We start from the raw sequence: 21700 nt of genomic DNA, 5'->3' as shown, positions 1-21700 counted from the left end.
TTGTTGAGAAGCCGACCCACTTGTGGGTCGGCTTTTTTATTGCCGCCGAAAAGCCCGGCGCGGAAACGAAAAAGCCCGCAGCAGGCGGTTAACCTGAGCGGGCCCCGAGGTGTTGCAACAAGGTTACTGCAGTTCGAGCGGAATGCTCGAAACCACCGGTGCGGCGCCCTGGTTACCGACCGGTACGGCAATTTCCACCGGCAGGCCATCTTCCGCCGCCACCACATCGCGAACCGTATCCCAGTTCATGCGCAGGTTGTTGGCCAGGTCTTCGCGCTTGAGCAAGGCATTGATAACGGCAGTGTGCTTGTCGACCACCGATGGGTTGCCATGATCATCCAGCGGCGTATGGGCCTCGAGATAAACCTTGCCACCACTGATACCGAACTTGTAAGGCTCATTCATGATGCGCACCGGCGTACCGACCGGCACCAGCTTGGAGAGTTCGAGCACGTTGTTGTTGAGCATGCGGAAACAGCCATGGCTGGTGCGCATGCCAATACCGAACTTCTTGTTCGAACCGTGGATCAGGTAGCCCGGCACACCGAGGGTGAACTTGAACGGGCCCAGCGGGTTGTCCGGGCCGGCAGGTACCACGGTCGGCAGGATGTCACCGTCGGCGGCGTGCTCGGCACGGATCGAGGCCGGCGGCGTCCAGGTCGGGTTTGGCGTCTTGGCGGTGATCTTGGTCTGCGCGATCGGCGAACCCCAGCCTTCGCGGCCGATACCCAGCGGGAAGGTGTACACCACGTTCTGCCCTTTCGGGTAGTAGTACAGGCGGTACTCGGCGAGGTTGATCACCACCCCTTCCCGCGGGCCCGGCGGCAGGATGTAGCGGGTCGGCAGGACGATCTCGGTGCCGGCACCCGGCAGCCAAGGGTCGACGCCAGGGTTGGCGGCGATCATTTCCAGGTAGCCGAGGTCGTTGGCGGTGCCGATGTCGGCGAAGGTGTCTTCGTACTTGGCCTTGATCGTGTGGACCTGGCCAACGACGTCTTCACCGGGAGGCGGCAGCGGCAACTCCAGCGCAACGGCGGGGCCCGTGGCCAGCAGGGCGGCCAGGGTCAGGCAACGGGTGACGGCGGGAAAGCGCGGCAACATCCGGTAAATCCTTCGAAAGGTGAGTCAAGAGGCACGATTGTACACCCGCCTCGCTGCAAGCGGGAGGCATTGGCGGGTTACATGCGTTTCAGATGATGAAAGGTGAGCGCCGTTGCGCGTCAGGGCGCCGGCTCAGAGCTCCGGCCAGATCGGCCGCATGCCACGGCGCTGGGCATCGAGGATCGCCCGGCACAGGTCGCACAGTCGGTTGTCACGATAGATACCACGAGGCACGCCGGACCAGCGTGGTTGCGCAGGCAGCAGGCCACCGCACAAGGTGCGGTCGACCGGCACGCCGAGTTCGAGCTGACGGGCCACCAGGTGGACGCGGATTTCCTGGCAGGCGAACAGGTCGAGCTGCTCATCGGGCTCGATCAGTTGGTAGGCATACAAGGACCAGGCAGGGCGCGGCATCGGGGGCTCTCGAAACGGGGGGCGCAACCTTAGCCGAAAGCCCGCTCCGTTTAAAGCGTCAGAGCAAGGGTTTTATCGCCGGCCAGGCATTTTCCAGCAAACGCTGCTGGGCTCCCTGGGCCGGGTGGATGCCGTCAGCCTGCATCATCGCCGGCACACCACCGACCCCTTCGAGGAAGAACGGCACCAGCGGCACCTTCTGATCGGCCGCCAGCTGCTCATAGACCTTGGCGAACGCCGTGGTGTATCGCACGCCATAATTGGGCGGCAGGCGCATGCCCAGCAACAGCACCTTGGCCCCCGAGCGGCGCGCGGCCTCGATCATCGAGGCAAGATTTTGTTGCAATTGCTGTGGCGGCTGCCCGCGCAGGCCATCGTTGCCCCCCAACTCCAGCACCACCAGGCTCGGCGTGTGCGCTGCAAGCAGCGCCGGCAGCCGCGCCCGGCCTCCGGCACTGGTGTCGCCACTGATCGAGGCATTGACCACGCGATCGTCGAAACCTTCGTCCCTGAGCCGGGTCTGCAACAGAGAGACCCAGCCCTGACGGGTATCCAGGCCAAAACCGGCGCTGATACTATCGCCAACCACCAGCAATGTTCCCGCCGCCGCGCTCTGGGCCAGGCAATACAGGGCCAGGCCGGCACTCAACCACCACACTCGCATCGGATTCTCCATGGGCCCCAGCATTCTCGTTGCGCAGAACCTTAGCAAAGTGGTCCCCAGCGCGGAAGGTGACCTGACCATCCTGCACGCCCTCTCCCTGGACCTCGCCCAGGGCGACAGCCTGGCCATCGTCGGCGCTTCGGGTTCGGGCAAGTCGACCCTGCTCGGGCTGCTGGCCGGCCTCGACCGCCCCAGCGCCGGCCGGGTGGTGCTCGCCGGGCATGACCTTGGCCCGCTGGACGAGGACCAGCGCGCCCGGGTACGTGCCGAACACGTCGGTTTCGTGTTCCAGTCGTTCCAGTTGCTCGACAGCCTCAACGCCCTGGAAAACGTCATGCTGCCGCTGGAGCTCGACGGCCGCCGCGATGCCCGTGAACATGCCCGCACCCTGCTCGGACGGGTCGGCCTGGGCCAGCGCCTGACCCACACGCCCCGGCAGCTGTCCGGTGGCGAGCAGCAACGGGTGGCGATCGCTCGCGCCTTTGCCGCGCAACCGGCGGTACTGTTCGCCGACGAGCCCACCGGCAACCTCGACAGCCACACCGGCGAGCGCATCAGCGACCTGTTGTTCGAACTGAACAAGGAGCGCGGCACCACCCTGGTGCTGGTGACCCACGATGAACGCCTGGCCCGTCGCTGTCGGCGCCAGATTCGCCTGGATGCGGGCCGCCTGGTGGCGCCGGTGGAGGCCTGATGAAACACATGCCGCTGTCCCGCCTCTGCGGCCTGGGCCTGCGCCAGCTGCTGCGCGACCTGCGCGCCAGTGAAGTGCGCGTGCTGTTCTTCGCCCTGTTGGTGGCGGTCGCCGCCAGCACCGCCATCGGCTACTTCGGCGCCCGCCTCAACGGCGCCATGCAATTGCGCGCCAGCGAATTCCTCGGTGCCGACCTGGTGCTGCAAGGCAGCGCGCCGGCCCGCGAGCAACAGATCAGCGCAGGCAAGGCACTCGGCTTGCGCCATGCCCAGGTGGTTGAGTTCACCAGCGTGGTGGGCGGCGACAACGGCATCCAGTTGTCGAGCATCAAGGCCGCGGACGCCGCCTACCCGCTGCGCGGCCAGGTACGCAGCGCCGCCGCGCCCTATGCTGCGCAAGAGACACCCGGTGGCGGCCCGGCGCCCGGCGAAGCCTGGGTCGAGCCACGCCTGCTGGCCGCCCTCGGGCTCAAGGTCGGCGACAGCATCGACGTCGGCATGAAGACCCTGCGCATGAGCCGGGTGCTGACCTACGAACCGGACCGCGCCAACAACTTCTACAGCCTGACCCCGCGGGTGATGATGAACCTGGCCGACCTGCCGGCCACCGGCGTGATCCAGCCCGGCAGCCGGGTCAGCTACCGCGACCTGTGGCGCGGCGACACGCCTGCCCTGGCCCAGTATCGCCAAGGCCTGGAAGGCACCCTGGCGGCCAACCAGCGCCTGCTCGACACCCGCGACGGCAACCGGCAGATCGGCGGCGCCCTGGGCAAGGCCGAACGTTACCTGAACATGGCCAGCCTGGTGGCCGTGCTGCTGGCGGGCGTGGCCGTGGCCCTGTCGGCCAGCCGCTACGCCGCCCGCCGCCTGGATGCCAGCGCCCTGCTGCGCTGCCTGGGGCTGTCGCGGCACCAGGCACTGGGCCTGTATTGCCTGCAACTGGCCATGCTCGGGGTGGTCGCTGCCGCGGCGGGCGCCCTGCTCGGCTGGCTGGCGCAGCTGGGCCTGTTCCGCCTGCTGCAAGGCCTGCTGCCGAACGAAGTGCCGGGCGGCGGCGTGGTGCCGGCCCTGGCCGGCATCGCCACCGGGCTGGTCGCCCTGGCCGGGTTCGCCCTGCCGCCCCTGGCCGCCCTGGGCCAGGTCCCGCCATTGCGGGTATTGCGCCGCGACCTGCTGCCGGTCCCGCCGAGCAGCTGGCTGGTGTATGGCGCCGCCCTGCTCGCCCTGGGCCTGATCATGTGGCGCCTGAGCCTCGACCTGCTATTGACCTTTGCCCTGCTCGGCGGCGGCCTGGTCGCCGCCCTGCTGTTGGGCGGCCTGCTCCTGCTCGGCTTGCAGAGCCTGCGCAAGGCGCTGGCCGGCGCACCGCTGGCCTGGCGCCTGGGGCTCGGCCAACTGCTGCGTCACCCCACGGCCGCCGCCGGGCAGGCCCTGGCCTTCGGCCTGATCCTGCTGGCCATGGCCCTGGTCGCCCTGCTGCGCGCCGAACTGCTGGACACCTGGCAAGCGCAACTGCCCAAGGACGCCCCCAACCATTTCGCCCTGAACATCCTGCCCGAAGAGCGCGATCCGTTCGCCCAGCGCCTGCGCGAGGTCAATGCCAGTTCGGCGCCCCTGTATCCGGTGACGCCTGGCCGGCTGACCCAGATCAACGACAAGCCGGTGCAGCAGATCGTCAGCAAGGACTCCGCCGGCGAGCGCGCCGTGCAACGCGACCTCAGCCTGACCTGGGCAGGCGAGTTGCCCGCTGGTAACCAGCTTGTGGCCGGGACCTGGTGGCAGGCGCTGCCCTCGGACGCCGAAGTCCCCGGGGTGTCAGTGGAGGCGCAACTGGCCGGCAGCCTGAACGTGCAGTTGGGCGACCTGTTGACCTTCGACATCGGCGGCGAGCAGCGCCAGGCACGGGTCACCAGCCTGCGCAGCGTGCACTGGGACAGCTTCCAGCCGAACTTCTACATGATCTTCCAGCCCGGCACCCTGCAGGGGCTGCCGACCACCTACCTGACCAGCTTCTACCTGGCGCCGGGGCATGACCTCGACGTCGTGGCGCTGTCGCGGGCATTTCCGGCAGTGACCATCCTCCAGGTCGATGCCCTGCTCGACCAGCTGCGCGGCATCCTCGCCCAGGTCACCCTGGCCGTCGAATACGTGCTGCTGTTCGTGCTGGCGGCAGGGTTGGCAGTGCTGTTCGCCGGGCTGCAGGCGACGCTCGACGAGCGCGTTCGCCAAGGCGCGCTGCTGCGTGCGCTGGGGGCGGCGCGGCCGTTGCTGGTGAAGGCACGGCGCATCGAGTTCGGTTTGCTGGGTGCGGCCAGTGGCGCATTGGCGGCGTTGGGGTGCGAGCTGATTACCCTGGTGCTGTACCGCTATGCGTTCGACCTGCAGTGGAGCCCGCATCCGTGGTTGCTGGTGTTGCCAGTGGTGGGGGCGATGCTGGTGGGCGGGGCTGGCGTGCTGGGGACGCGGCGGGCGCTGAATGCCAGCCCGTTGGCGGTGTTGCGCGAAGGATGATGGTTGTCTGTGCCGGCCTCTTCGCGGCTGAAGCCGCTCCCACAGAGGTCACCACAGGATTCAAGGCTGGCACTGTACCTGTGGGAGCGGCTTTAGCCGCGAAGAGGCCGGTACAGCCAACATCAATTCATTGACCGTAATGGATGCTGTTCACATACCACGTCGCTTCCCCGGTCGGTGTGCGCACCACCACCTCATCCCCCTCCTCCTTCTTGAGCAGGGCCCGCGCCATGGGCGAGTCGATCGAGATGTAGTCGTTGCGGCCATAGATCTCGTCATAGCCGACGATGCGGAACTTCAGGGTCTCGCCGTCATCGTTCTCGATCTCGACCCAGGCACCGAAGAACACCTTGCCCTCCTGCTGCGGCGAGTAGGCCACCACCTTGACGTCCTCGAGGCGCTTGCGCAGGTAGCGGACCCGGCGGTCGATCTCGCGCAGCAGCTTCTTGTTGTACTGGTAGTCGGCATTCTCGCTGCGGTCGCCCAGCGACGCGGCCCAGGTGACCTTCTGGGTGATTTCCGGGCGATACACCCGCCACAGGTGGTCCAGCTCCTTCTTCAGGGCTTCGTGGCCTTCCTGGGTGATGATGTTGGTGCTCAACGGCGCGCTCCTCAGCGTCGGGTGATCAGGCCCTGGCGTGCGATGCGGGTCAGGTGCCCGATCACCTCGGCGGCGTCTTCCGGCGCCGGCGCCTGGATCACGGCCAGGTCGAACCGGTCGTTGCCATACTGCCCCAGGGCGCAGGCGGTTTCGGCGAACTGGATGAGAAAGGCGCGGGCCTGGCCCTTGCGGCGCGACAAGCCTTCGAGATGACGCAGGAGGGTGGGCTGATGCTGGCCACCGAGCAGGATGCGCGGTGTGCGGGAGGCCTGGTGGGCAGGCAGGGGGCTCAAACAGACACTGGTACGTGGGCAACTCATGGAGTCTCTCTCCGCCTCGCGAATCCCGCTGGGCAGCGGTGGGAGGCGTCACCGAACCAGCGCTTTAGCGGTATTTCGGAGGGTCCACGCAAGGGGGCCGTCCCGCGCCCCGCAAGTAGCTGTTTAAATCGGCGCAGGCGGTATCCTAGAGCCTGACGCGGCAAGCTGCAAGTAGACCTTCATCGCAGCGTGCCGCCTGTCAGCGGCTGACCACCCGCTCCAGCGAGGGACGCTCGCGGTTGAAGGCCAGGAAGTACTTGTTGACACTGTTGACGAAGTTGACCGGCCCCATGCCCACCTGCTCCATGGCCACCCGTTCGGTCTGGAAGAACCACTGGTTGCCGTTGAGCCCACGCTTGCGCGCCTCGGCGCGCATGGCCTGGACCCGCTCGGGGCCGAGGTTGTAGGCGGCCAGCACGAACGCCATGCGCTCACGCTCGTTGATCTGCGGGCTGGCGAAGAACTTGCGGCGGATCAGCGCCAGGTAGCGTGCGCTGGCCTGGACGTTGCCATCGACCGTCGCGGTGTTGCTGACCCCCACGCGTTGAGCCGCGGACGGGGTGATCTGCATCAGGCCATGGGCCCCGCCGCTGCCTCGCGCCTTTGGATCGAGGGTCGACTCCTTGAACGCCAGCGCTGCCAGGTTCAGCCAGTCGATCTGCTGCGCCTGGCCATGCTTCTGCAGCACCGGGCGCAGCGCGGTCAGGCGTTGCCGGTCCTTGCGCGCCAGCGGGTTGTGCACGCGGTACTGGCGGCGGTAGATGCGCTCGAACGCGGCATCCTGGTTCTCGGGGGCACGGTAGCCCTGCAGGAAGCGGTCGACGCTCGCCAGCAGCATGCTCGCGTCGCGCCGTACGTACCAGCGCAGGGCCTGGGGCTGGCCCAGCGGCAAGCGGGTTTCCACGCGCAGCTTCGGCATCACCCTGGCCCAGCGCTGGGCGATTGGCCGCTCCACCATGGTCAACGGGTAGATCCCGGCCTGGACCATCTCCAGCACATCTTCCACCGCCAGGGTCGAATCGACCCATTCGATCTTGATCGGCGGCCGCTTGCGCAGTGCCAACTGCTGGTTGAGCTGCTGGATCACCGCCCCTGCGGCGCTGGCACTGGTCAGCGCCACGGTGCGCCCGGACAGTTGGTCGATGCGGGTATAGCCGCGCCCGCCCTTGCGCCCGACCAGCAGCAGCGGCACCTGGTCGAGCACCGGTGCGCTGCCGTTGACCCCGCCCACCAGGCCCGGGTCGAGCAGCTCGCCGGGCACGGCCAGGTCGCCCTCGCCGCGCTGCAGGGCACCGAGCAACTGTTCCTTGGCCCGCGGGATGATCTTCAGGCGAATCTGCTGGTTATCACCGGCGCGGGCATTGAGGTAATGCTCGAGGCCGCGCAGCCGGTAGTACTCGATACCCACCGGTTCGCCCTTGATCTCGCCGGAACTGTTGCGGCTCTGGTTGACCAGCACGCGCAGCACCTTGCTGCTGCGGATCTGCTCCAGGTCGCGGGCCTTGCTCGTCGGCACCTGCTGCTGCGGCCCAGGCAGGCGCGCGCAGGCCGGGCCGGCGGCGCAGAGCCCGAGCATCAGCAACAAGGTCAGCAGGTATCGCAGCATGCGAAATCGTATCCGTGGTCGGTAGGCGGCATCCATGGCGCTGGCGCCATCTTCAGAAGTGACGGCAAAAGACCACGGCAAACGTTTGAAGTTCTAGGTTTTTTCCGAATTTCACGGACTTTGCTAGACTGGCCGCCCCGCGGCACGAGATAGCACCATGCAACTGATCGATATCGGCGTCAACCTGACCAACAGCAGTTTCCACGGCCAGCAGGCGGGCATCGTCGAGCGCGCCCTCGAGGCCGGCGTGGTGCAGATGGTACTGACCGGCACCAGCCTGGAGGTCAGCGAACAGGCCCTGGAACTGTGCCAACAGCTCGATGGCGAAGGCCGGCACCTGTTCGCCACCGCCGGGGTTCACCCCCACGACGCCAAGTCATGGGACGGCAACAGCGAGCGACAACTGCGCCAGTTGTTGAATGAAGCGCGCGTGCGCGCCGTGGGCGAATGCGGGCTGGACTTCAACCGCGACTTCTCCCCTCGCCCACTCCAGGAAAAGGCGCTGGAAGCCCAGCTGGCACTGGCCGCCGAGTTGCGCCTGCCGGTGTTCCTGCATGAGCGCGACGCCAGCGAACGCCTGCTGGCCATCCTCAAGGATTACCGCGACCACCTGCCCGCCGCCGTGGTGCATTGCTTCACCGGCGAGCGCGAAGCACTGTTCGCCTACCTGGACATGGACCTGCACATCGGCATCACCGGCTGGATCTGCGACGAACGCCGCGGCACGCACCTGCATCCGCTGGTGGGCAACATCGCCGAGGGCCGGCTGATGCTGGAAAGCGACGCCCCCTACCTGCTGCCGCGCAGCCTGCGGCCAAAGCCGAAGAACGGGCGCAACGAGCCGGCGTACCTGCCGGAGGTCCTGCGTGAAGTGGCCCTGCACCGCGGCGAGCGCCCGGAGCATTGCGCCCAGCACACGACGGCGACCGCCAAGGCGTTCTTCCAGCTTCCTTGACCCATGTCATGACAGTTTCTCGGAAGGGCGGACACAATGATGGCACCTTGCCAATATTGTTTCCGCTCAACTCAGAGAAGACCTACCCATGGGTGCCTGGCTTAGCAACATTTCCTTGAAGTACAAATTCTGGGCCGTCAACGCGGTGGCCTTCGTCACCACCCTGTTGCTGGTGCTCTATGCCGTGCACCTGGAGCAGCGCGCCCGCGCCGACAGCGCCCAGGCCCAGGCACAAGCCCAGGCCGCGCTGCTGGCCGCCTGGCCTGCCGGGCAGCCCCTGCCCCGCCCGGCCAACGTGATCGCCTGGCAGCCTGGCCAGACTCCGAGCCTTGCCGGTGAGACGCTGGAGGCCCTGGGCGATGCACAAGGCTGGGTCGCGCTGCCGGCCAACAGCCTGCTCGGCGACAACCCGCTGCTCGGCGCCCAGGTGCTGCGCCACGGCGACCAGCAGTTGGCCGTGCTGGCCCAGGCACCGAGCCTGCGCCAGGTATTCCTCGAACGCTTCAGCAACTACGCAGCCTGCGTGCTGATCCTGATGCTGGCCATGCTCGGCGCCTCGCAACTGCTGATCCGCTTCCTGCTCAGCCAGCTCAACACCCTCAAGGACGTGATGCTGCACGTGGAAAAGACCGGCGACCTGTCGGCCCGGGTGCCGCTGGCCTGCGGTGACGAAGTCGGCCAGATGGCCGGCGCCTTCAATGCCATGCAGGCCACCTATCACCGCGTGGTCAGCACCGTTGCCCACACCGCCGCACAACTGGACTCGGGCGCCGCGCGCCTGGCCGCGAGCATGAACGAGGTGCGCCACGGCATGCTCGGCCAGCAGAGCGAAACCGACCAGGCCGCTACTGCGATCAACGAGATGACCGCCACGGTGCACCATATCGCCCAGCACGCCGGTGCCACCCGCGACCTGTCGCAGACTGCCGACACCCTTGCCGGCGGCGGCAAGGTGGTAGTCAGCCGCGTGCAGGACTCGATCGCCGGGCTGTCCAGCGGCGTTCAGCAGACCGCCGACATGATCCGCCAGCTGGCCGAGGACAGCCAGAAGATCAACAGCGTGGTCGGGGTCATTCACAGCATCGCCGAGCAGACCAACCTGCTGGCCCTTAACGCCGCCATCGAAGCCGCCCGTGCCGGCGACCTGGGCCGTGGCTTCGCCGTGGTCGCCGACGAGGTGCGCAACCTGGCCAAGCGCGTGCAGACCTCCACCGACGAGATCACCCACATGGTCGCCGACCTGCAGGCCGGCACCCGCGATGCGGTGGAGTTCATGCAGGAGAGCTCGTACAAGGCCGATGATTGCGTCAAGCAGGCCCAGGAGGCCGGCGCGGCGCTGGCCGAGATCACCGACGCGGTGGCGCAGATGCGCGAGAGCAACACCCAGATCGCCGTGGCCGCCGAGCAGCAGAGCCAGGTGGCCGAAGAGATGAATCGTGCGGTGGTGAGCATCCGCGATGTCACCGAAGAAACCGTGCAGCAGACCGTCGGCTCGGCCACCACCAGCAACGAGCTTGCGACCCTGGCCGGCGCGCTGAACAAGGCGATAGGCCAGCTCAAGCTATAATTGCCATAGCCAGCCTCGATTGGCCCCGATTGCGGGGCCGCACTAAGCTTTGGGCATGATTTCGCTGAAGAGCGCGTTGCACAGCGCGAGGAAACGCCCATGAGCAAACGACTGCCCAACCTGCCCGCCTGGCAATGGCGCGGCTACCACCACAACCACCGGCACCCGACCAATCTGGTCCTGCACCTGATCGCCGTGCCGCTGTTCATCGTCGGCGCACTGCTGGTGCTGTCGGGCCTGTTGGCGCTGGACCTGGGGCAGATCGCCGTGGGCGTCATTGCCCTGATCGCCGGCCTCGGCCTGCAGCGCCAGGGGCATCGTCTGGAGGCCGAACAGCCGGAACCGTTCGCCAACCGCAAGGATGCCGTGCAGCGGCTGCTGACCGAGCAGTTCGTCACCTTTCCGCGCTTCGTATTGAGCGGGGCCTGGTGGAAAGCCTGGCGCGAGCGGCACAGGCATCGCCACTGATAGCCCCGGACTGATAGCCCCGGCTAGGCGAACACGGTCACGGTCTGGCGGCTGAGGGCCAGCAACTCGCCTTCAGCTGTCCACAGCGTCGCCGCCGCATGGCCGTAACCGTCCCGGGCATGCTCGGTCTCCACGCAATAGCGGCACCAGTCCAGGGTCGACAGCTGCACCACCGGCTGGATGAACTCGATGGTCCAGGTCAGTGTGCTGCCGGCGGCAGGCTGCTTGAGAAACGGCATCAGGCTGGGCGGCCAGGCATCGACCAGGGCCAGCAGGTGCGCCTCGTTGACCGGCTCCTGCGCCACATCACGCAAACGCACCCAGCCGCCCATCCTGCGCGACGGATTACCACTGAACGGCAACCCGCCTATCGCCCAGCGCAACGCCACATGACGCATGAATTCCGGCGTGACGCCGGGGATATGGGGCAGCTCCGGGGCGGATTCTTCCAGCGCTTTCATGTCCATGGCCGGCAACGCCGGCACGTCGACCACCGACGGCCGGCCCGCGCCGAAGTTACCCTGCACCAGGGTCACCACCTGGCCATCCTGCACGGCACGCCCAAGCAGCGTGCTGACTGCCTTGCCTTCGCGCAGCACTTCGACCTCGAAGCGCGTCGGCACATCGGCGGCAGCCGGCGCTACAAAGCTGATCGCCAGCGAACGCACGGGACGGTTGTCGGCGAGCTTCAGGCGCATGGCCTCGAAGACCATGGCGGCCATCAGGCCACCAAAGACCGCGCGCCCCTGGGCCCAACTGGGCGGGATACTGACCGCCTCGGGATTGGCCCGCACGGCGTCGAGCAGTTGGTTGAAATTCATGGGCCAGCTCCTGCGGGCAGCGATGGATGTCTGCCCATACTAGCCAGCAACGCCCAAGCTAACAGCCCGCATATCGGTCATTTGCCGGGCTGGCGGTGCTCCAGCGCAGCGTGCAAGGCTTCCAGCGTGACGTCGGACTTGCGCTCCGCCTCATGCAGCTCCTGCTCCCAGTCGATCTTGCAGGGAGCAAGATCGGTATGGTCGCGAGCCTGCAGCAACCACTGCAGGCGGTCGTGCCAGTCGCCCAGGTCGCCCTGGGCGGCCTTGAGCAGCCGGCGAAGTTTCCTGCCGGCATGGTCGAGCTGCGGGTAGGCCTCGTCGCCGTAACGCGCCCGCTTGATCAGCAGACGCAGGCGATGACGGTCATGAGCCGGGTCCTTGAGTGCCTCACCCAGTTTTTTCCATTGCTTGACCAGGCGTTTGTCGATGCGCTTTTCCAGTGACTCGGCCAGGCCTTCGCGATCAGCTGCCCGCAAGAACAGCGGAAATGCATCGACTATTGCCAACACCCGGGTCAGTTGAGGGCTGGCGGCAACGCTGGCGAAGGTGCCGGCCCGCCCTTGCAGGCGCCGTTGCCCGGCCTCGGCAAGACCACGCCCGATCAGTTCGGCCGCCAGCACCTCTCGGTCGCGCAGCGGCGTGGTCAGCGTGCCCAGCGACTGGGCCGCATGTTCCAGCTGCTCCGCCCCCGGCATGCCGCGCAAGGGGCGCAACAGGCTGCGCAGGCGCCGCACACAGATGCGCAGGTCGTGCAGGGCCTCGCTGTCGGTATCGGCCGCCAGGCGCTCGCGACAGGCCAGCAGGCGCACCTGCACGGTCAGCATCTGGGCAACCACATGATCGAGCATGGCAGACATAGGGTGCCCTCTGGTCAACGGCCCGCGCGCGACTCACGAATGTAGAAGCGCGCCTTTTCGGACTTCCTGGTGCAGCCTTCATAGCCCTCGAACTGTTGCTGGGTCTTGGCCCCGGTCAGCAGCGACAACGCCTTGGAATAGCTGACGGTGCCGGCAAAGCCTTCGGCCTTGGCCAGGTCCAGTTCCTTCCACGCAGCATCCAGCTGGGACGCGCAGCTGTCACGGTAGGCTGTCTTGGCCGCGCAGCCGGCCAGCGCCAGGGCAATCAGTGGAAGGCAGATCCAGGCTTTCATCGGTAATACCTCAAAGAATAAAGAGTGGCTGTTCGACGCGCCGGCACGGCAAAAGTGCCCTGCCAGCGATGCTGGGCGTGGATGCTCTCAGCTTAGTTCAGCGCGGTCTACATTGAAGCACAGGCAACGATGCGTGCATTGTAGGACGATGGTTGCACGACTTGAGGAAATGCTCATGAGCAAACGCGTGGCACTGGTGTTGGGGTCGGGGGGCGCCCGGGGCTACGCCCATATCGGCGTGATCGAGGAAATCGAACGGCGCGGTTATGACATCGCCTGCATCGCCGGCTGCTCCATGGGCGCGGTGATCGGCGGAATCTACGCCGCCGGCAAGCTCAAGGACTACCGCAACTGGATCGAGAGCCTGGACTATCTGGACGTGCTGCGCCTGGTCGACGTCAGCTTCCGCCTGGGGGCCATCCGCGGCGACAAGGTGTTCGGGCAGATTCGCAAGATCGTCGGCGACATCAACATCGAGCAGCTGCGCATCCCCTATACGGCGGTGGCGACCGACCTCACCAACCAGCAGGAAATCTGGTTCCAGGAAGGCTGCCTGCACCAGGCGATGCGTGCCTCGGCGGCGATTCCAAGCCTGTTCACCCCGGTCATGCAGGGCAACCGCATGCTGGTCGATGGCGGCATTCTCAACCCGCTGCCGATCGTGCCGGTGGTGTCGAGCCACTGTGACCTGATCATCGCGGTCAACCTCAACGCCACCAACCAGAAGCAGTACCAGTTGCCAGTAATCGAGCGGCCGGCAGCGTTCCGGATGCGCTTCGACGCCTTGCTCAGTTCGCTGGGGTCGCGTCTGCCGTTTCGACGCAAGCCGGCCGAGGAGCTGATTCGCATCGAGCAGGAGATCGTCGCAGAGGGGCTGGCGCCGCCCAACCCGTGGCTCGCCGATGCCGCTGCGCCGGAGGCTCAGCAACCGGCGGCGGCACCTGAACGCGAGGGCGCACCGAAGTCGGCGACCGGGTCGTTCATCATCGACAATGTCGGGCCGGCGTCGCTGCTAGACTTGATCAACCAGAGCTTCGAAGTGATGCAGACCTCGCTGGCGCAGTACAAGATCGCCGGGTATCCGCCGGACGTGCTGATCAACGTACCGAAGCGGGTGTGCCGGTTTTTCGAATTCTACAAGGCGCCGGAGCTGATCGCCCTGGGGCGGGAGATTGCGCGGGATACACTGGACAACTACGAAGGGGTCAAGCGCTAGGCCTGGTGTTGCCTGTGCGGGCCCCTTCGCGGGTAAACCCGCTCCCACAGGTACGGCACAGCCTTCAAGAGCGCTGCAGTACCTGTGGCATCACAGGTACGGCACAGCCTTCAAGAGCGCTGCAATATCTGTGGCAGCACAGGTACGGCACAGCCTTCAAGGGCGCTGCAGTACCTGTGGCAGCACAGGTACGGCACAGCCTTCAAGAGCGCTGCAATATCTGTGGCAGCACAGGTACGGCACAGCCTTCAAGGGCGCTGCAATATCTGTGGCAGCACAGGTAAGGCACAACCTTCAAGAGCGCTGCAATATCTGTGGCAGCACAGGTAAGGCACAACCTTCAAGAGCGCTGCAATATCTGTGGCAGCACAGGTATGGCACAACCTTCAAGAGCGCTGCCGTACCTGTGGGAGCGGGTTTACCCGCGAAGGGGCCGGTACAGGACGACAGAAATGAAACAGGCCGCTGAGAGCGGCCTGTTTCATCGTGCATCCAACACTCAGTAGCGAGTGATGTCGGCAGTGCCTTCCAGCTGCTTGCGGTACGCCGCAAAGTCCTGCTGGCCTGCACGCGAGGCGAGGTAGCGGCGGATCTGCTGCTTCTCGTCGTCGCTGGCGGCGGCACCTTCGTTGACACCCTTGAGCTGCAGCACGACCAGGCTGCCATCGGCCAGGACCACGCTGCCATATACCGGCTTGTCCTTGGCTTGTGGCTTGGCCAGGCGGAACAGCGCCTGCAGTTCGGCCGGGTCGATACCGTCCTGACCGCGGGTCACCGCTTCGTGAGCCTGCCAGGCCTGGCCGTCGTGGGCACCTGCAGCGGCGATCGAACCGTCGCGCAGGCCGGCGATCAGCTTGTCGGCCTTGGCCTTGAGCTCGGCAGTCGCCTTCTCCTTGGCCAGGTGCTCGCTGATGTTCTTGGCCACGGCTTCGAGCGGCATCTGCTCCGGCTTGCGGTGCTCCTTGACGCGCAGCACCACGGTGGTTTCCGGGTCGAGTTCGATGGCGGTGCTGTTGGCACCTTCATCCATCACTTCCTCGGAGAACGCCGCCTGGATCACGCCACGGTTGGCGGTGATGCCCTCACCGCCTTCACGGCCGAACGGCTTGGAGGTCTGCACCTTGAGGTTCAGGTCCTGGGCCGGCTGGGCCAGGTCGGAAGCCTCGTAGGCAGCGTCCTGCAGCTGCTTGGCAGCATCGACGTAGCGCTGTTCGACCAGCGGGGTCTTCAGGTCACGGGTCAGCTTGTCCTTCAGGCTGGCGAAGCTCGGCACTTCCGGCGCCTGCTTGCCCAGCAGCTTGATCAGGTGGTAACCGAACTCGGTGCGCACCGGTGCCGACACCTGGCCATCGCCAAGCTTGTACAGGGCGGTTTCGAACGCCGGGTCATACACCCCCGGGCCGGCGAAGCCGAGGTCACCGCCATTGCTGGCCGAACCTGGGTCCTGGGAGAACTCCTTGGCCAGCTTGGCGAAATCTTCGCCCTTGGTCAGGCGCTGTTCGATCTCTTCGGCGCGGGCCTTGGCCTGGGCGTCGGTGACCTTGTCGTTGACCTCGATGAGGATATGCGCGGCGTGGCGCTGCTCGGCGAGGTTGGCGATGTCCTTCTCGTACTGCGCCTTGAGCTCGTCTTCGCTGACCTTGACCTGGTCGAAGAAGGCCGACTTCTTCAGCTCGATGTAGTCGATGACCACCTGGTCCGGCGTCATGAACTCCTTGGCGTGCTGGTCGTAGTGCGCCTTGATCTCGTCATCGCTGACCTTGACGGCGGCCGGGTTGGCCTTGAAGGTCAGGGCGGCGAAATCGCGGGTCTGGTTTTCCAGGCGGGCGAAGGCGTCGACCTGCTTGTCGGTGACGAAGCTGCTGCCGGCGATGCCGGTACGCAGCTGGCCGATCAGCATTTCCTCGGCGAGCATGTCGCGGAACTGCATGCGGCCATAGCCCATCTGGCGAATGACCTGGTCGAAACGTTCGGCGTTGAACTTGCCGTCCACCTGGAATTCCGGCGTCTGCAGGATCACCTGATCCAGCGCGGCCTCGGAGAAGGCGAACTTGGCGTCCTTGGCCCCTTCCAGCAGCAACTTGCGATCGATCAGGCCTTTGAGCGCGGCATCGCGCAGCAGCTTCTCGTCCAGCAGCGCCGGGTCGAAGTCCTTGCCCAGCTGTTGCATCAGCTGGCGGCGCTGCATGTCGGCGGCCTGGCCGAGCTCATTCTGGCTGATGGTCTCGCCGTTCACCTTGGCCGCGTCCTGGCTGTGGGTGGCGGCCTTGAAAATGGCATCGAAGCCGGTCAACGCCATCAATACGACGATGAGGCCGATGATGGTCTTGGCAATCCAACCTTGTGAATTGTCCCTGATATTTTGCAGCATGCGTCCCCCAGAAACGGCTGTACCACTGCGTCGACAACCGCGGAGCGTGGGTAGAAACCTGATAAAAGAAAGGCGCATCCAAGGATGCGCCTTTGCTTAGCAAACGTGTCAGGCGGGAACGTTTGCGCCCCGCCTTCACCGTGCTCGGACCAGGCCAGGCCGGGTCCGGCTGAAAGACGACTTAGTTGACGGCGTCTTTCAGGCCTTTGCCTGCCTTGAAACCTGGAACCTTGGCAGCAGCGATCTTGATCGCCTTGCCGGTTTGCGGGTTACGGCCAGCGCGCTCGGCGCGCTCTTTGACCGAGAAGGTGCCGAAGCCAACCAGAACGACGTCGTCGCCTGCTTTCAGGGCGCCAGTCACGGAGTCGATCACAGCGTCCAGAGCCTTGCCGGCGGCAGCTTTGGAAATGTCAGCCGATACAGCGATAGCGTCAATCAGTTCCGACTTGTTCACTCTAAGTCCCCTTATTTCTCTATTGAGTTTGTTTCTAAGTATGTAATGAAAAGCTTATCAAACGTGCGCTGGGTGGCCTGTCGACAATAGCGTGCCGCTTTATAGCAAGGCCCCGAAAAAACTGTCAAGGAAAGCCCCCCAGCCAAAAACTACTAATGCGTGCTGATTCTTTCCTTAGCATCGCCGTCGCGCTTTTCATCTTTCGCGACAATCTCAGGAGCCACATCTGGCAAGGGCTCCGGGGCGTATTGCAGCGCAATTTGCAGGACTTCGTCAATCCATTTGACCGGCTTGATCTGCAGATCCTGTTTGATATTTTCCGGAATCTCTTTCAGATCGCGAACATTCTCCTCCGGAATGATCACGGTCTTGATCCCGCCCCGGTGTGCCGCCAGCAGTTTTTCCTTCAGCCCGCCAATGGCCAACACCTGGCCACGCAAGGTGATTTCACCGGTCATGGCCACGTCGGCACGTACCGGAATCTGCGTCAACGCCGACACCAGCGCGGTGCACATGCCGATACCGGCACTCGGGCCGTCCTTCGGCGTGGCGCCTTCCGGCATGTGGATGTGCACGTCGTGCTTCTCGTGGAAGTCGGCGGCGATCCCCAGGCTGCGGGCACGGCTGCGGACCACGGTTTGCGCGGCAGTGATCGATTCGACCATGACATCGCCCAGCGAGCCGGTCTTGATCAGTTGGCCCTTGCCGGGGATGACCACCGACTCGATGGTCAGCAGCTCGCCGCCCACCTGGGTCCAGGCAAGGCCGGTGACCTGGCCGATCTGGTCCTGCTGTTCGGCCAGGCCGTAGCGGAACTTGCGCACGCCGAGCAAGTGCTCGAGCTGCTCGCTGGCGACCTTGACCTTGACCTGCTTCTGCCCGGTGTGTTCCTTGACCACCTTGCGGCAGACCTTGGCGATCTGCCGCTCCAGGCCACGTACACCGGCTTCGCGGGTGTAGTAACGGATGATGTCGCGAATCGCCGAGACGTCGATCTCCAGCTCTTCCTTCTTCAAGCCGTTGGCCTTGACCTGCTTGGGCGTCAGGTACTTGACCGCGATGTTGATCTTCTCGTCCTCGGTGTAGCCCGGCAGGCGGATGACTTCCATGCGGTCGAGCAGCGCCGGCGGGATGTTCATCGAGTTCGAGGTGCACAGGAACATCACGTCCGAGAGGTCGTAGTCGACCTCCAGGTAATGGTCGTTGAAGTTGTGGTTCTGCTCGGGGTCGAGCACCTCCAGCAGCGCCGAGGCCGGGTCGCCACGCATGTCGCTGCCCATCTTGTCGATCTCGTCGAGCAGGAACAGCGGGTTGCGCACACCCACCTTGGTCATCTTCTGGATCAGGCGGCCTGGCATGGAGCCGATGTAGGTGCGGCGGTGGCCGCGGATCTCGGCCTCGTCACGCACGCCACCCAGGGCCATGCGCACGAACTTGCGGTTGGTCGCGGCAGCGATCGACTCGGCCAGCGAGGTCTTGCCCACGCCAGGCGGGCCGACCAGGCACAGCACCGGGCCACGGATCTTCTTCACCCGCTTCTGCACGGCGAGGTACTCGAGGATGCGTTCCTTGACCTCTTCCAGGCCATAGTGGTCGGCATCGAGGATTTCCTCGGCCTTGGTCAGGTCCAGGCGCACCTTGCTCTGGGCCTTCCACGGCACCTGCACGAGCCAGTCGAGGTAGGACCGCACCACGGTGGCCTCGGCCGACATCGGCGACATCTGCTTGAGCTTGTTCAGCTCGGCCTGGGCCTTGGCCAGGGCGTCTTTCGGCAGGCCAGCGGCTTCGATGCGCTTTTTCAGCTCTTCGACTTCGTTGTGGCCTTCGTCGCCATCGCCGAGCTCCTTCTGAATGGCCTTCATCTGCTCATTCAGGTAGTACTCGCGCTGGCTGCGCTCCATCTGCTTCTTGACCCGGCCACGAATGCGCTTCTCGACCTGCAGCAGGTCGATTTCCGCGTCCAGCAGGGCCAGCACATGCTCGACCCGCGCCGTCAGGTCGACGATCTCGAGGATTTCCTGCTTCTGCTCGATCTTCAGCGCCATGTGCGCCGCCATGGTGTCGACCAGGCGGCCAGGCTCTTCGATGCTGTTGAGCGACGAGAGCACTTCGGCAGGGACTTTCTTGCCCAGCTGGACATACTGCTCGAACTGCGACAGCAGCGTGCGCACGAACACTTCCGACTCGCGCTCGGCGGCGTCGGTTTCATCGATCAGGGAAACTTCGGCACGGACGTGCCCTTCGACTTCGGTAAAGCGCTCCACGGCGCCGCGCTGCTCGCCCTCGACCAGCACCTTGACGGTGCCATCGGGCAGCTTCAGCAGTTGCAGCACGGTGGCGACGGTGCCCACGCGATACAGGGCGTCTTCGCCCGGATCGTCGTCGGCCGGGTTCTTCTGGGCCAGCAGCAGGATCTGCTTCTCGCCCGTCATCGCGGCCTCGAGGGCTTCGATGGACTTCTCACGCCCCACGAACAGTGGGATGACCATGTGCGGATAGACGACGACATCGCGCAATGGCAAAAGAGGCAAGTCGAGGGTGGTCTTCATGATTTCGCCTCTACAGCGGCCTTATGGCCGGAAACCGGTGGAAATGATGCTTGGACCTAATGTGGGGGCACGCCCTGGAAATTACAAGCGCTTGTACAGGAAAAGCAGAAAGGGGCCCGTAGGCCCCTTTCTTGCTTGCTGCCAGCACCCGGCAACCGCCTGAATCAGGCGTCGGGCGCGGCCTTGGCTTGCGGCTCACTGTTCTCGTAGATCATCAGCGGCTGCGAAGTGCCTTCGATGACGCTCTCGTCGATCACCACCTTGCTGACATCCTTCTGCGAAGGAATCTCGTACATGGTGTCGAGCAGCACGCCTTCGAGGATCGAACGCAGGCCACGGGCGCCAGTCTTGCGCTCCAGGGCCTTGCGAGCGACCGCCTTGAGGGCGTCGCTGCGGAACTCGAGGTCCACGCTTTCCATCTCGAACAGCTTGGCGTACTGCTTGGTCAGGGCGTTCTTCGGCTCGGTGAGGATCTGCATCAGCGCAGCCTCATCCAGCTCGTCGAGGGTCGCCAGCACCGGCAGACGGCCGACGAACTCGGGGATCAGGCCAAACTTGACCAGATCGTCCGGCTCGACTTCGCGCAGCGATTCGCCGACCTTCTTGCCTTCTTCCTTGCTGCGTACTTCGGCGCCAAAGCCGATGCCACCCTTGGTGGAGCGGTTCTGGATGACCTTTTCCAGGCCGGAGAAGGCGCCACCGCAGATGAACAGGATATTGCGGGTATCGACCTGCAGGAATTCCTGTTGCGGGTGCTTGCGGCCACCTTGCGGCGGTACCGAAGCGACGGTGCCTTCGATCAGTTTCAACAGCGCCTGCTGCACGCCTTCGCCCGATACGTCACGGGTGATGGACGGGTTGTCCGACTTGCGCGAGATCTTGTCGATCTCGTCGATGTAGACAATGCCCATCTGGGCCTTTTCCACGTCGTAGTCGCACTTCTGCAGCAGTTTCTGAATGATGTTCTCGACGTCCTCACCCACATAACCGGCTTCGGTCAGGGTGGTGGCGTCAGCAATGGTGAACGGTACGTTCAACAGGCGTGCCAAGGTTTCGGCGAGCAGGGTCTTGCCCGAGCCGGTAGGCCCGATGAGCAGGATGTTGCTCTTGCCGAGCTCGACTTCGTCGCCCTTCTTGTCACGCTGGTTCAGGCGCTTGTAGTGGTTGTACACCGCTACGGCCAGCACCTTTTTCGCGCGCTCCTGACCAATCACGTACTGGTCCAGGATGCCGCTGATTTCTTTCGGCGAAGGCAATTTGTGCGCGCTGCTCTCGGCCTGGGCTTCCTGCACCTCCTCACGGATGATGTCGTTGCACAGGTCGACGCACTCGTCGCAGATAAATACCGAGGGCCCGGCAATCAGTTTGCGCACTTCGTGCTGGCTTTTGCCGCAGAAGGAGCAATAAAGCAATTTGCCGCTGTCCTCGCCGTTACGGGTGTCAGTCATTCGATCGATCCAATCCGGTAGGCTTGCAACACAAGATGAAGGCAATTGCGGGCTTTTTCAAGTCCGCAGGTAGGCGCTTTCGGCACCTACCTGCTCTGACACCTGGGTTCAGGAGGCCAGTTGCCGCTTGTCGTAAACCGAGTCGATCAGGCCGTACTCGGCCGCGCGCGAGGCGCTCATGAAGTTGTCACGCTCAGTATCACGCTGAATGGTCTCGAGATCCTGGCCCGTGTGGTAGGCCAGCAACTCGTTCAGACGCGCCTTGATGCTGAGGATTTCCTGGGCGTGGATCTGGATGTCGGTAGCCTGGCCCTGGAAGCCGCCGAGCGGCTGGTGAATCATGACGCGCGAGTTCGGCAGGCAGTGACGCTTGCCCTTGGCACCCGCGGTCAACAGGAAGGCGCCCATGCTGCAGGCCTGGCCGATGCAGATGGTCGAGACATCCGGCTTGATGAACTGCATGGTGTCGTAGATCGACATGCCAGCAGTGACCGAGCCGCCTGGGGAGTTGATGTAGAGATGGATATCCTTGTCCGGGTTTTCCGCCTCGAGGAACAGCATCTGTGCCACTACCAGGTTGGCCATGTAATCCTCTACTGGGCCGACCAGGAAAATCACTCGCTCCTTCAACAGGCGCGAGTAGATGTCGTAGGCACGTTCGCCGCGGGCGGACTGCTCGATAACCATCGGGACCAAGCCGCCTGCGGCCTGGATGTCAGAGCTCTGCTGAATATAAGAATTGCGGGACATGTCCTGCGCTCACTCCCAAATAGTCATGGCTTGAATACGCA

Annotated in this window: 20 protein-coding genes; 6 read left to right on the top strand and 14 right to left on the bottom strand. The window is 64.9% G+C overall.

Going from position 1 to position 21700, the window contains the following annotated elements:
• Nucleotides 1-123 precede the first annotated feature (123 nt).
• From ACIP21_RS02725 to ACIP21_RS02715, 3 genes are all read right to left on the bottom strand, one after another.
• Nucleotides 124-1101 carry a L,D-transpeptidase family protein gene (locus ACIP21_RS02725; protein ID WP_400683653.1) on the bottom strand — a complete coding sequence of 326 codons (978 nt, stop codon included), beginning with the start codon at nucleotides 1099-1101 and terminating at the stop codon, nucleotides 124-126.
• A gap of 132 nt (nucleotides 1102-1233) precedes the next feature.
• Nucleotides 1234-1515 carry a hypothetical protein gene (locus ACIP21_RS02720; RefSeq protein WP_400683650.1) on the bottom strand — a complete coding sequence of 94 codons (282 nt, stop codon included), beginning with the start codon at nucleotides 1513-1515 and terminating at the stop codon, nucleotides 1234-1236.
• A 58-nt stretch (nucleotides 1516-1573) separates the two neighbouring features.
• Nucleotides 1574-2179 carry an arylesterase gene (locus ACIP21_RS02715; RefSeq protein ID WP_400683648.1) on the bottom strand — a complete coding sequence of 202 codons (606 nt, stop codon included), beginning with the start codon at nucleotides 2177-2179 and terminating at the stop codon, nucleotides 1574-1576.
• A gap of 10 nt (nucleotides 2180-2189) precedes the next feature.
• Here ACIP21_RS02715 and ACIP21_RS02710 point away from each other — a divergent pair, with 10 nt between their 5' ends.
• Both ACIP21_RS02710 and ACIP21_RS02705 read left to right on the top strand, forming a co-directional pair.
• Nucleotides 2190-2873: an ABC transporter ATP-binding protein gene (locus tag ACIP21_RS02710; RefSeq protein ID WP_400683645.1), complete on the top strand. Its 684-nt coding sequence runs from the start codon at nucleotides 2190-2192 to the stop codon at nucleotides 2871-2873.
• Nucleotides 2873-5383, top strand: coding sequence for an ABC transporter permease (locus tag ACIP21_RS02705; protein ID WP_400683643.1), 2511 nt, complete (start codon nucleotides 2873-2875; stop codon nucleotides 5381-5383). Before ACIP21_RS02710 ends, ACIP21_RS02705 begins: the two co-directional genes overlap by 1 nt.
• A 127-nt stretch (nucleotides 5384-5510) precedes the next feature.
• On the opposite strand, the gene greB is transcribed toward ACIP21_RS02705, so the two are convergent.
• The 3 genes from greB to ACIP21_RS02690 form a co-directional block, all read right to left on the bottom strand.
• Nucleotides 5511-5984: a transcription elongation factor GreB gene (gene greB, locus ACIP21_RS02700; protein WP_400683640.1), complete on the bottom strand. Its 474-nt coding sequence runs from the start codon at nucleotides 5982-5984 to the stop codon at nucleotides 5511-5513.
• Nucleotides 5985-5995: 11 nt separating this feature from the next.
• Nucleotides 5996-6304 (bottom strand): hypothetical protein, encoded by a 309-nt coding sequence (locus ACIP21_RS02695; RefSeq protein ID WP_400683638.1) that lies wholly within the window; start codon nucleotides 6302-6304, stop codon nucleotides 5996-5998.
• Between the two features lie 199 nt (nucleotides 6305-6503).
• Nucleotides 6504-7910, bottom strand: a complete 1407-nt coding sequence (locus ACIP21_RS02690) for a transglycosylase SLT domain-containing protein (RefSeq protein WP_400683635.1) — start codon at nucleotides 7908-7910, stop codon at nucleotides 6504-6506.
• Between the two features lie 157 nt (nucleotides 7911-8067).
• Here ACIP21_RS02690 and ACIP21_RS02685 point away from each other — a divergent pair, with 157 nt between their 5' ends.
• The 3 genes from ACIP21_RS02685 (at nucleotide 8068) to ACIP21_RS02675 (ending at nucleotide 10900) form a co-directional block, all read left to right on the top strand.
• Entirely contained in the window at nucleotides 8068-8865 is a 798-nt protein-coding gene (locus ACIP21_RS02685; protein ID WP_400683633.1) for a TatD family hydrolase, read from the top strand.
• A gap of 88 nt (nucleotides 8866-8953) precedes the next feature.
• Entirely contained in the window at nucleotides 8954-10432 is a 1479-nt protein-coding gene (locus tag ACIP21_RS02680; protein ID WP_400683631.1) for a methyl-accepting chemotaxis protein, read from the top strand.
• A gap of 99 nt (nucleotides 10433-10531) precedes the next feature.
• Nucleotides 10532-10900 (top strand): Mpo1-like protein, encoded by a 369-nt coding sequence (locus ACIP21_RS02675; protein WP_400683628.1) that lies wholly within the window; start codon nucleotides 10532-10534, stop codon nucleotides 10898-10900.
• Between the two features lie 23 nt (nucleotides 10901-10923).
• On the opposite strand, the gene ACIP21_RS02670 is transcribed toward ACIP21_RS02675, so the two are convergent.
• The 3 genes from ACIP21_RS02670 to ACIP21_RS02660 form a co-directional block, all read right to left on the bottom strand.
• Nucleotides 10924-11721: an acyl-CoA thioesterase gene (locus ACIP21_RS02670; RefSeq protein WP_400683625.1), complete on the bottom strand. Its 798-nt coding sequence runs from the start codon at nucleotides 11719-11721 to the stop codon at nucleotides 10924-10926.
• 77 nt (nucleotides 11722-11798) lie between these two features.
• Nucleotides 11799-12578: a CHAD domain-containing protein gene (locus ACIP21_RS02665; RefSeq protein WP_400683623.1), complete on the bottom strand. Its 780-nt coding sequence runs from the start codon at nucleotides 12576-12578 to the stop codon at nucleotides 11799-11801.
• Between the two features lie 14 nt (nucleotides 12579-12592).
• A complete protein-coding gene (locus tag ACIP21_RS02660) occupies nucleotides 12593-12871 on the bottom strand; it encodes a hypothetical protein (protein WP_400683621.1) in 279 nt (92 codons plus the stop codon).
• Nucleotides 12872-13046: 175 nt separating this feature from the next.
• Here ACIP21_RS02660 and ACIP21_RS02655 point away from each other — a divergent pair, with 175 nt between their 5' ends.
• Nucleotides 13047-14087, top strand: a complete 1041-nt coding sequence (locus ACIP21_RS02655; RefSeq protein WP_400683619.1) for a patatin-like phospholipase family protein — start codon at nucleotides 13047-13049, stop codon at nucleotides 14085-14087.
• A 499-nt stretch (nucleotides 14088-14586) separates the two neighbouring features.
• Here the strand turns inward: ACIP21_RS02655 and ACIP21_RS02650 are convergent, their stop codons facing one another.
• The 5 genes from ACIP21_RS02650 to clpP all read right to left on the bottom strand — a co-directional run bounded on the left by ACIP21_RS02650 (nucleotide 14587) and on the right by clpP (nucleotide 21659).
• Entirely contained in the window at nucleotides 14587-16458 is a 1872-nt protein-coding gene (locus ACIP21_RS02650; RefSeq protein WP_400683617.1) for a SurA N-terminal domain-containing protein, read from the bottom strand.
• A gap of 181 nt (nucleotides 16459-16639) precedes the next feature.
• Nucleotides 16640-16912: an HU family DNA-binding protein gene (locus ACIP21_RS02645; protein ID WP_400683615.1), complete on the bottom strand. Its 273-nt coding sequence runs from the start codon at nucleotides 16910-16912 to the stop codon at nucleotides 16640-16642.
• A gap of 152 nt (nucleotides 16913-17064) precedes the next feature.
• The gene (gene lon, locus ACIP21_RS02640; RefSeq protein ID WP_400683613.1) at nucleotides 17065-19461 is read right to left on the bottom strand and encodes an endopeptidase La; all 2397 of its coding nucleotides are present in this window, start codon (nucleotides 19459-19461) and stop codon (nucleotides 17065-17067) included.
• A 164-nt stretch (nucleotides 19462-19625) separates the two neighbouring features.
• Nucleotides 19626-20909 (bottom strand): ATP-dependent Clp protease ATP-binding subunit ClpX, encoded by a 1284-nt coding sequence (gene clpX / locus ACIP21_RS02635; protein ID WP_110744985.1) that lies wholly within the window; start codon nucleotides 20907-20909, stop codon nucleotides 19626-19628.
• Nucleotides 20910-21017: 108 nt separating this feature from the next.
• Nucleotides 21018-21659: an ATP-dependent Clp endopeptidase proteolytic subunit ClpP gene (clpP, locus tag ACIP21_RS02630; RefSeq protein WP_012271562.1), complete on the bottom strand. Its 642-nt coding sequence runs from the start codon at nucleotides 21657-21659 to the stop codon at nucleotides 21018-21020.
• Nucleotides 21660-21700: the final 41 nt, after the last annotated feature.

The sequence above is a fragment of the Pseudomonas sp. NPDC089401 genome (assembly GCF_044749485.1).
Taxonomy (GTDB): domain Bacteria; phylum Pseudomonadota; class Gammaproteobacteria; order Pseudomonadales; family Pseudomonadaceae; genus Aquipseudomonas.
This window is presented reverse-complemented; position numbering and strand designations above follow the sequence as displayed.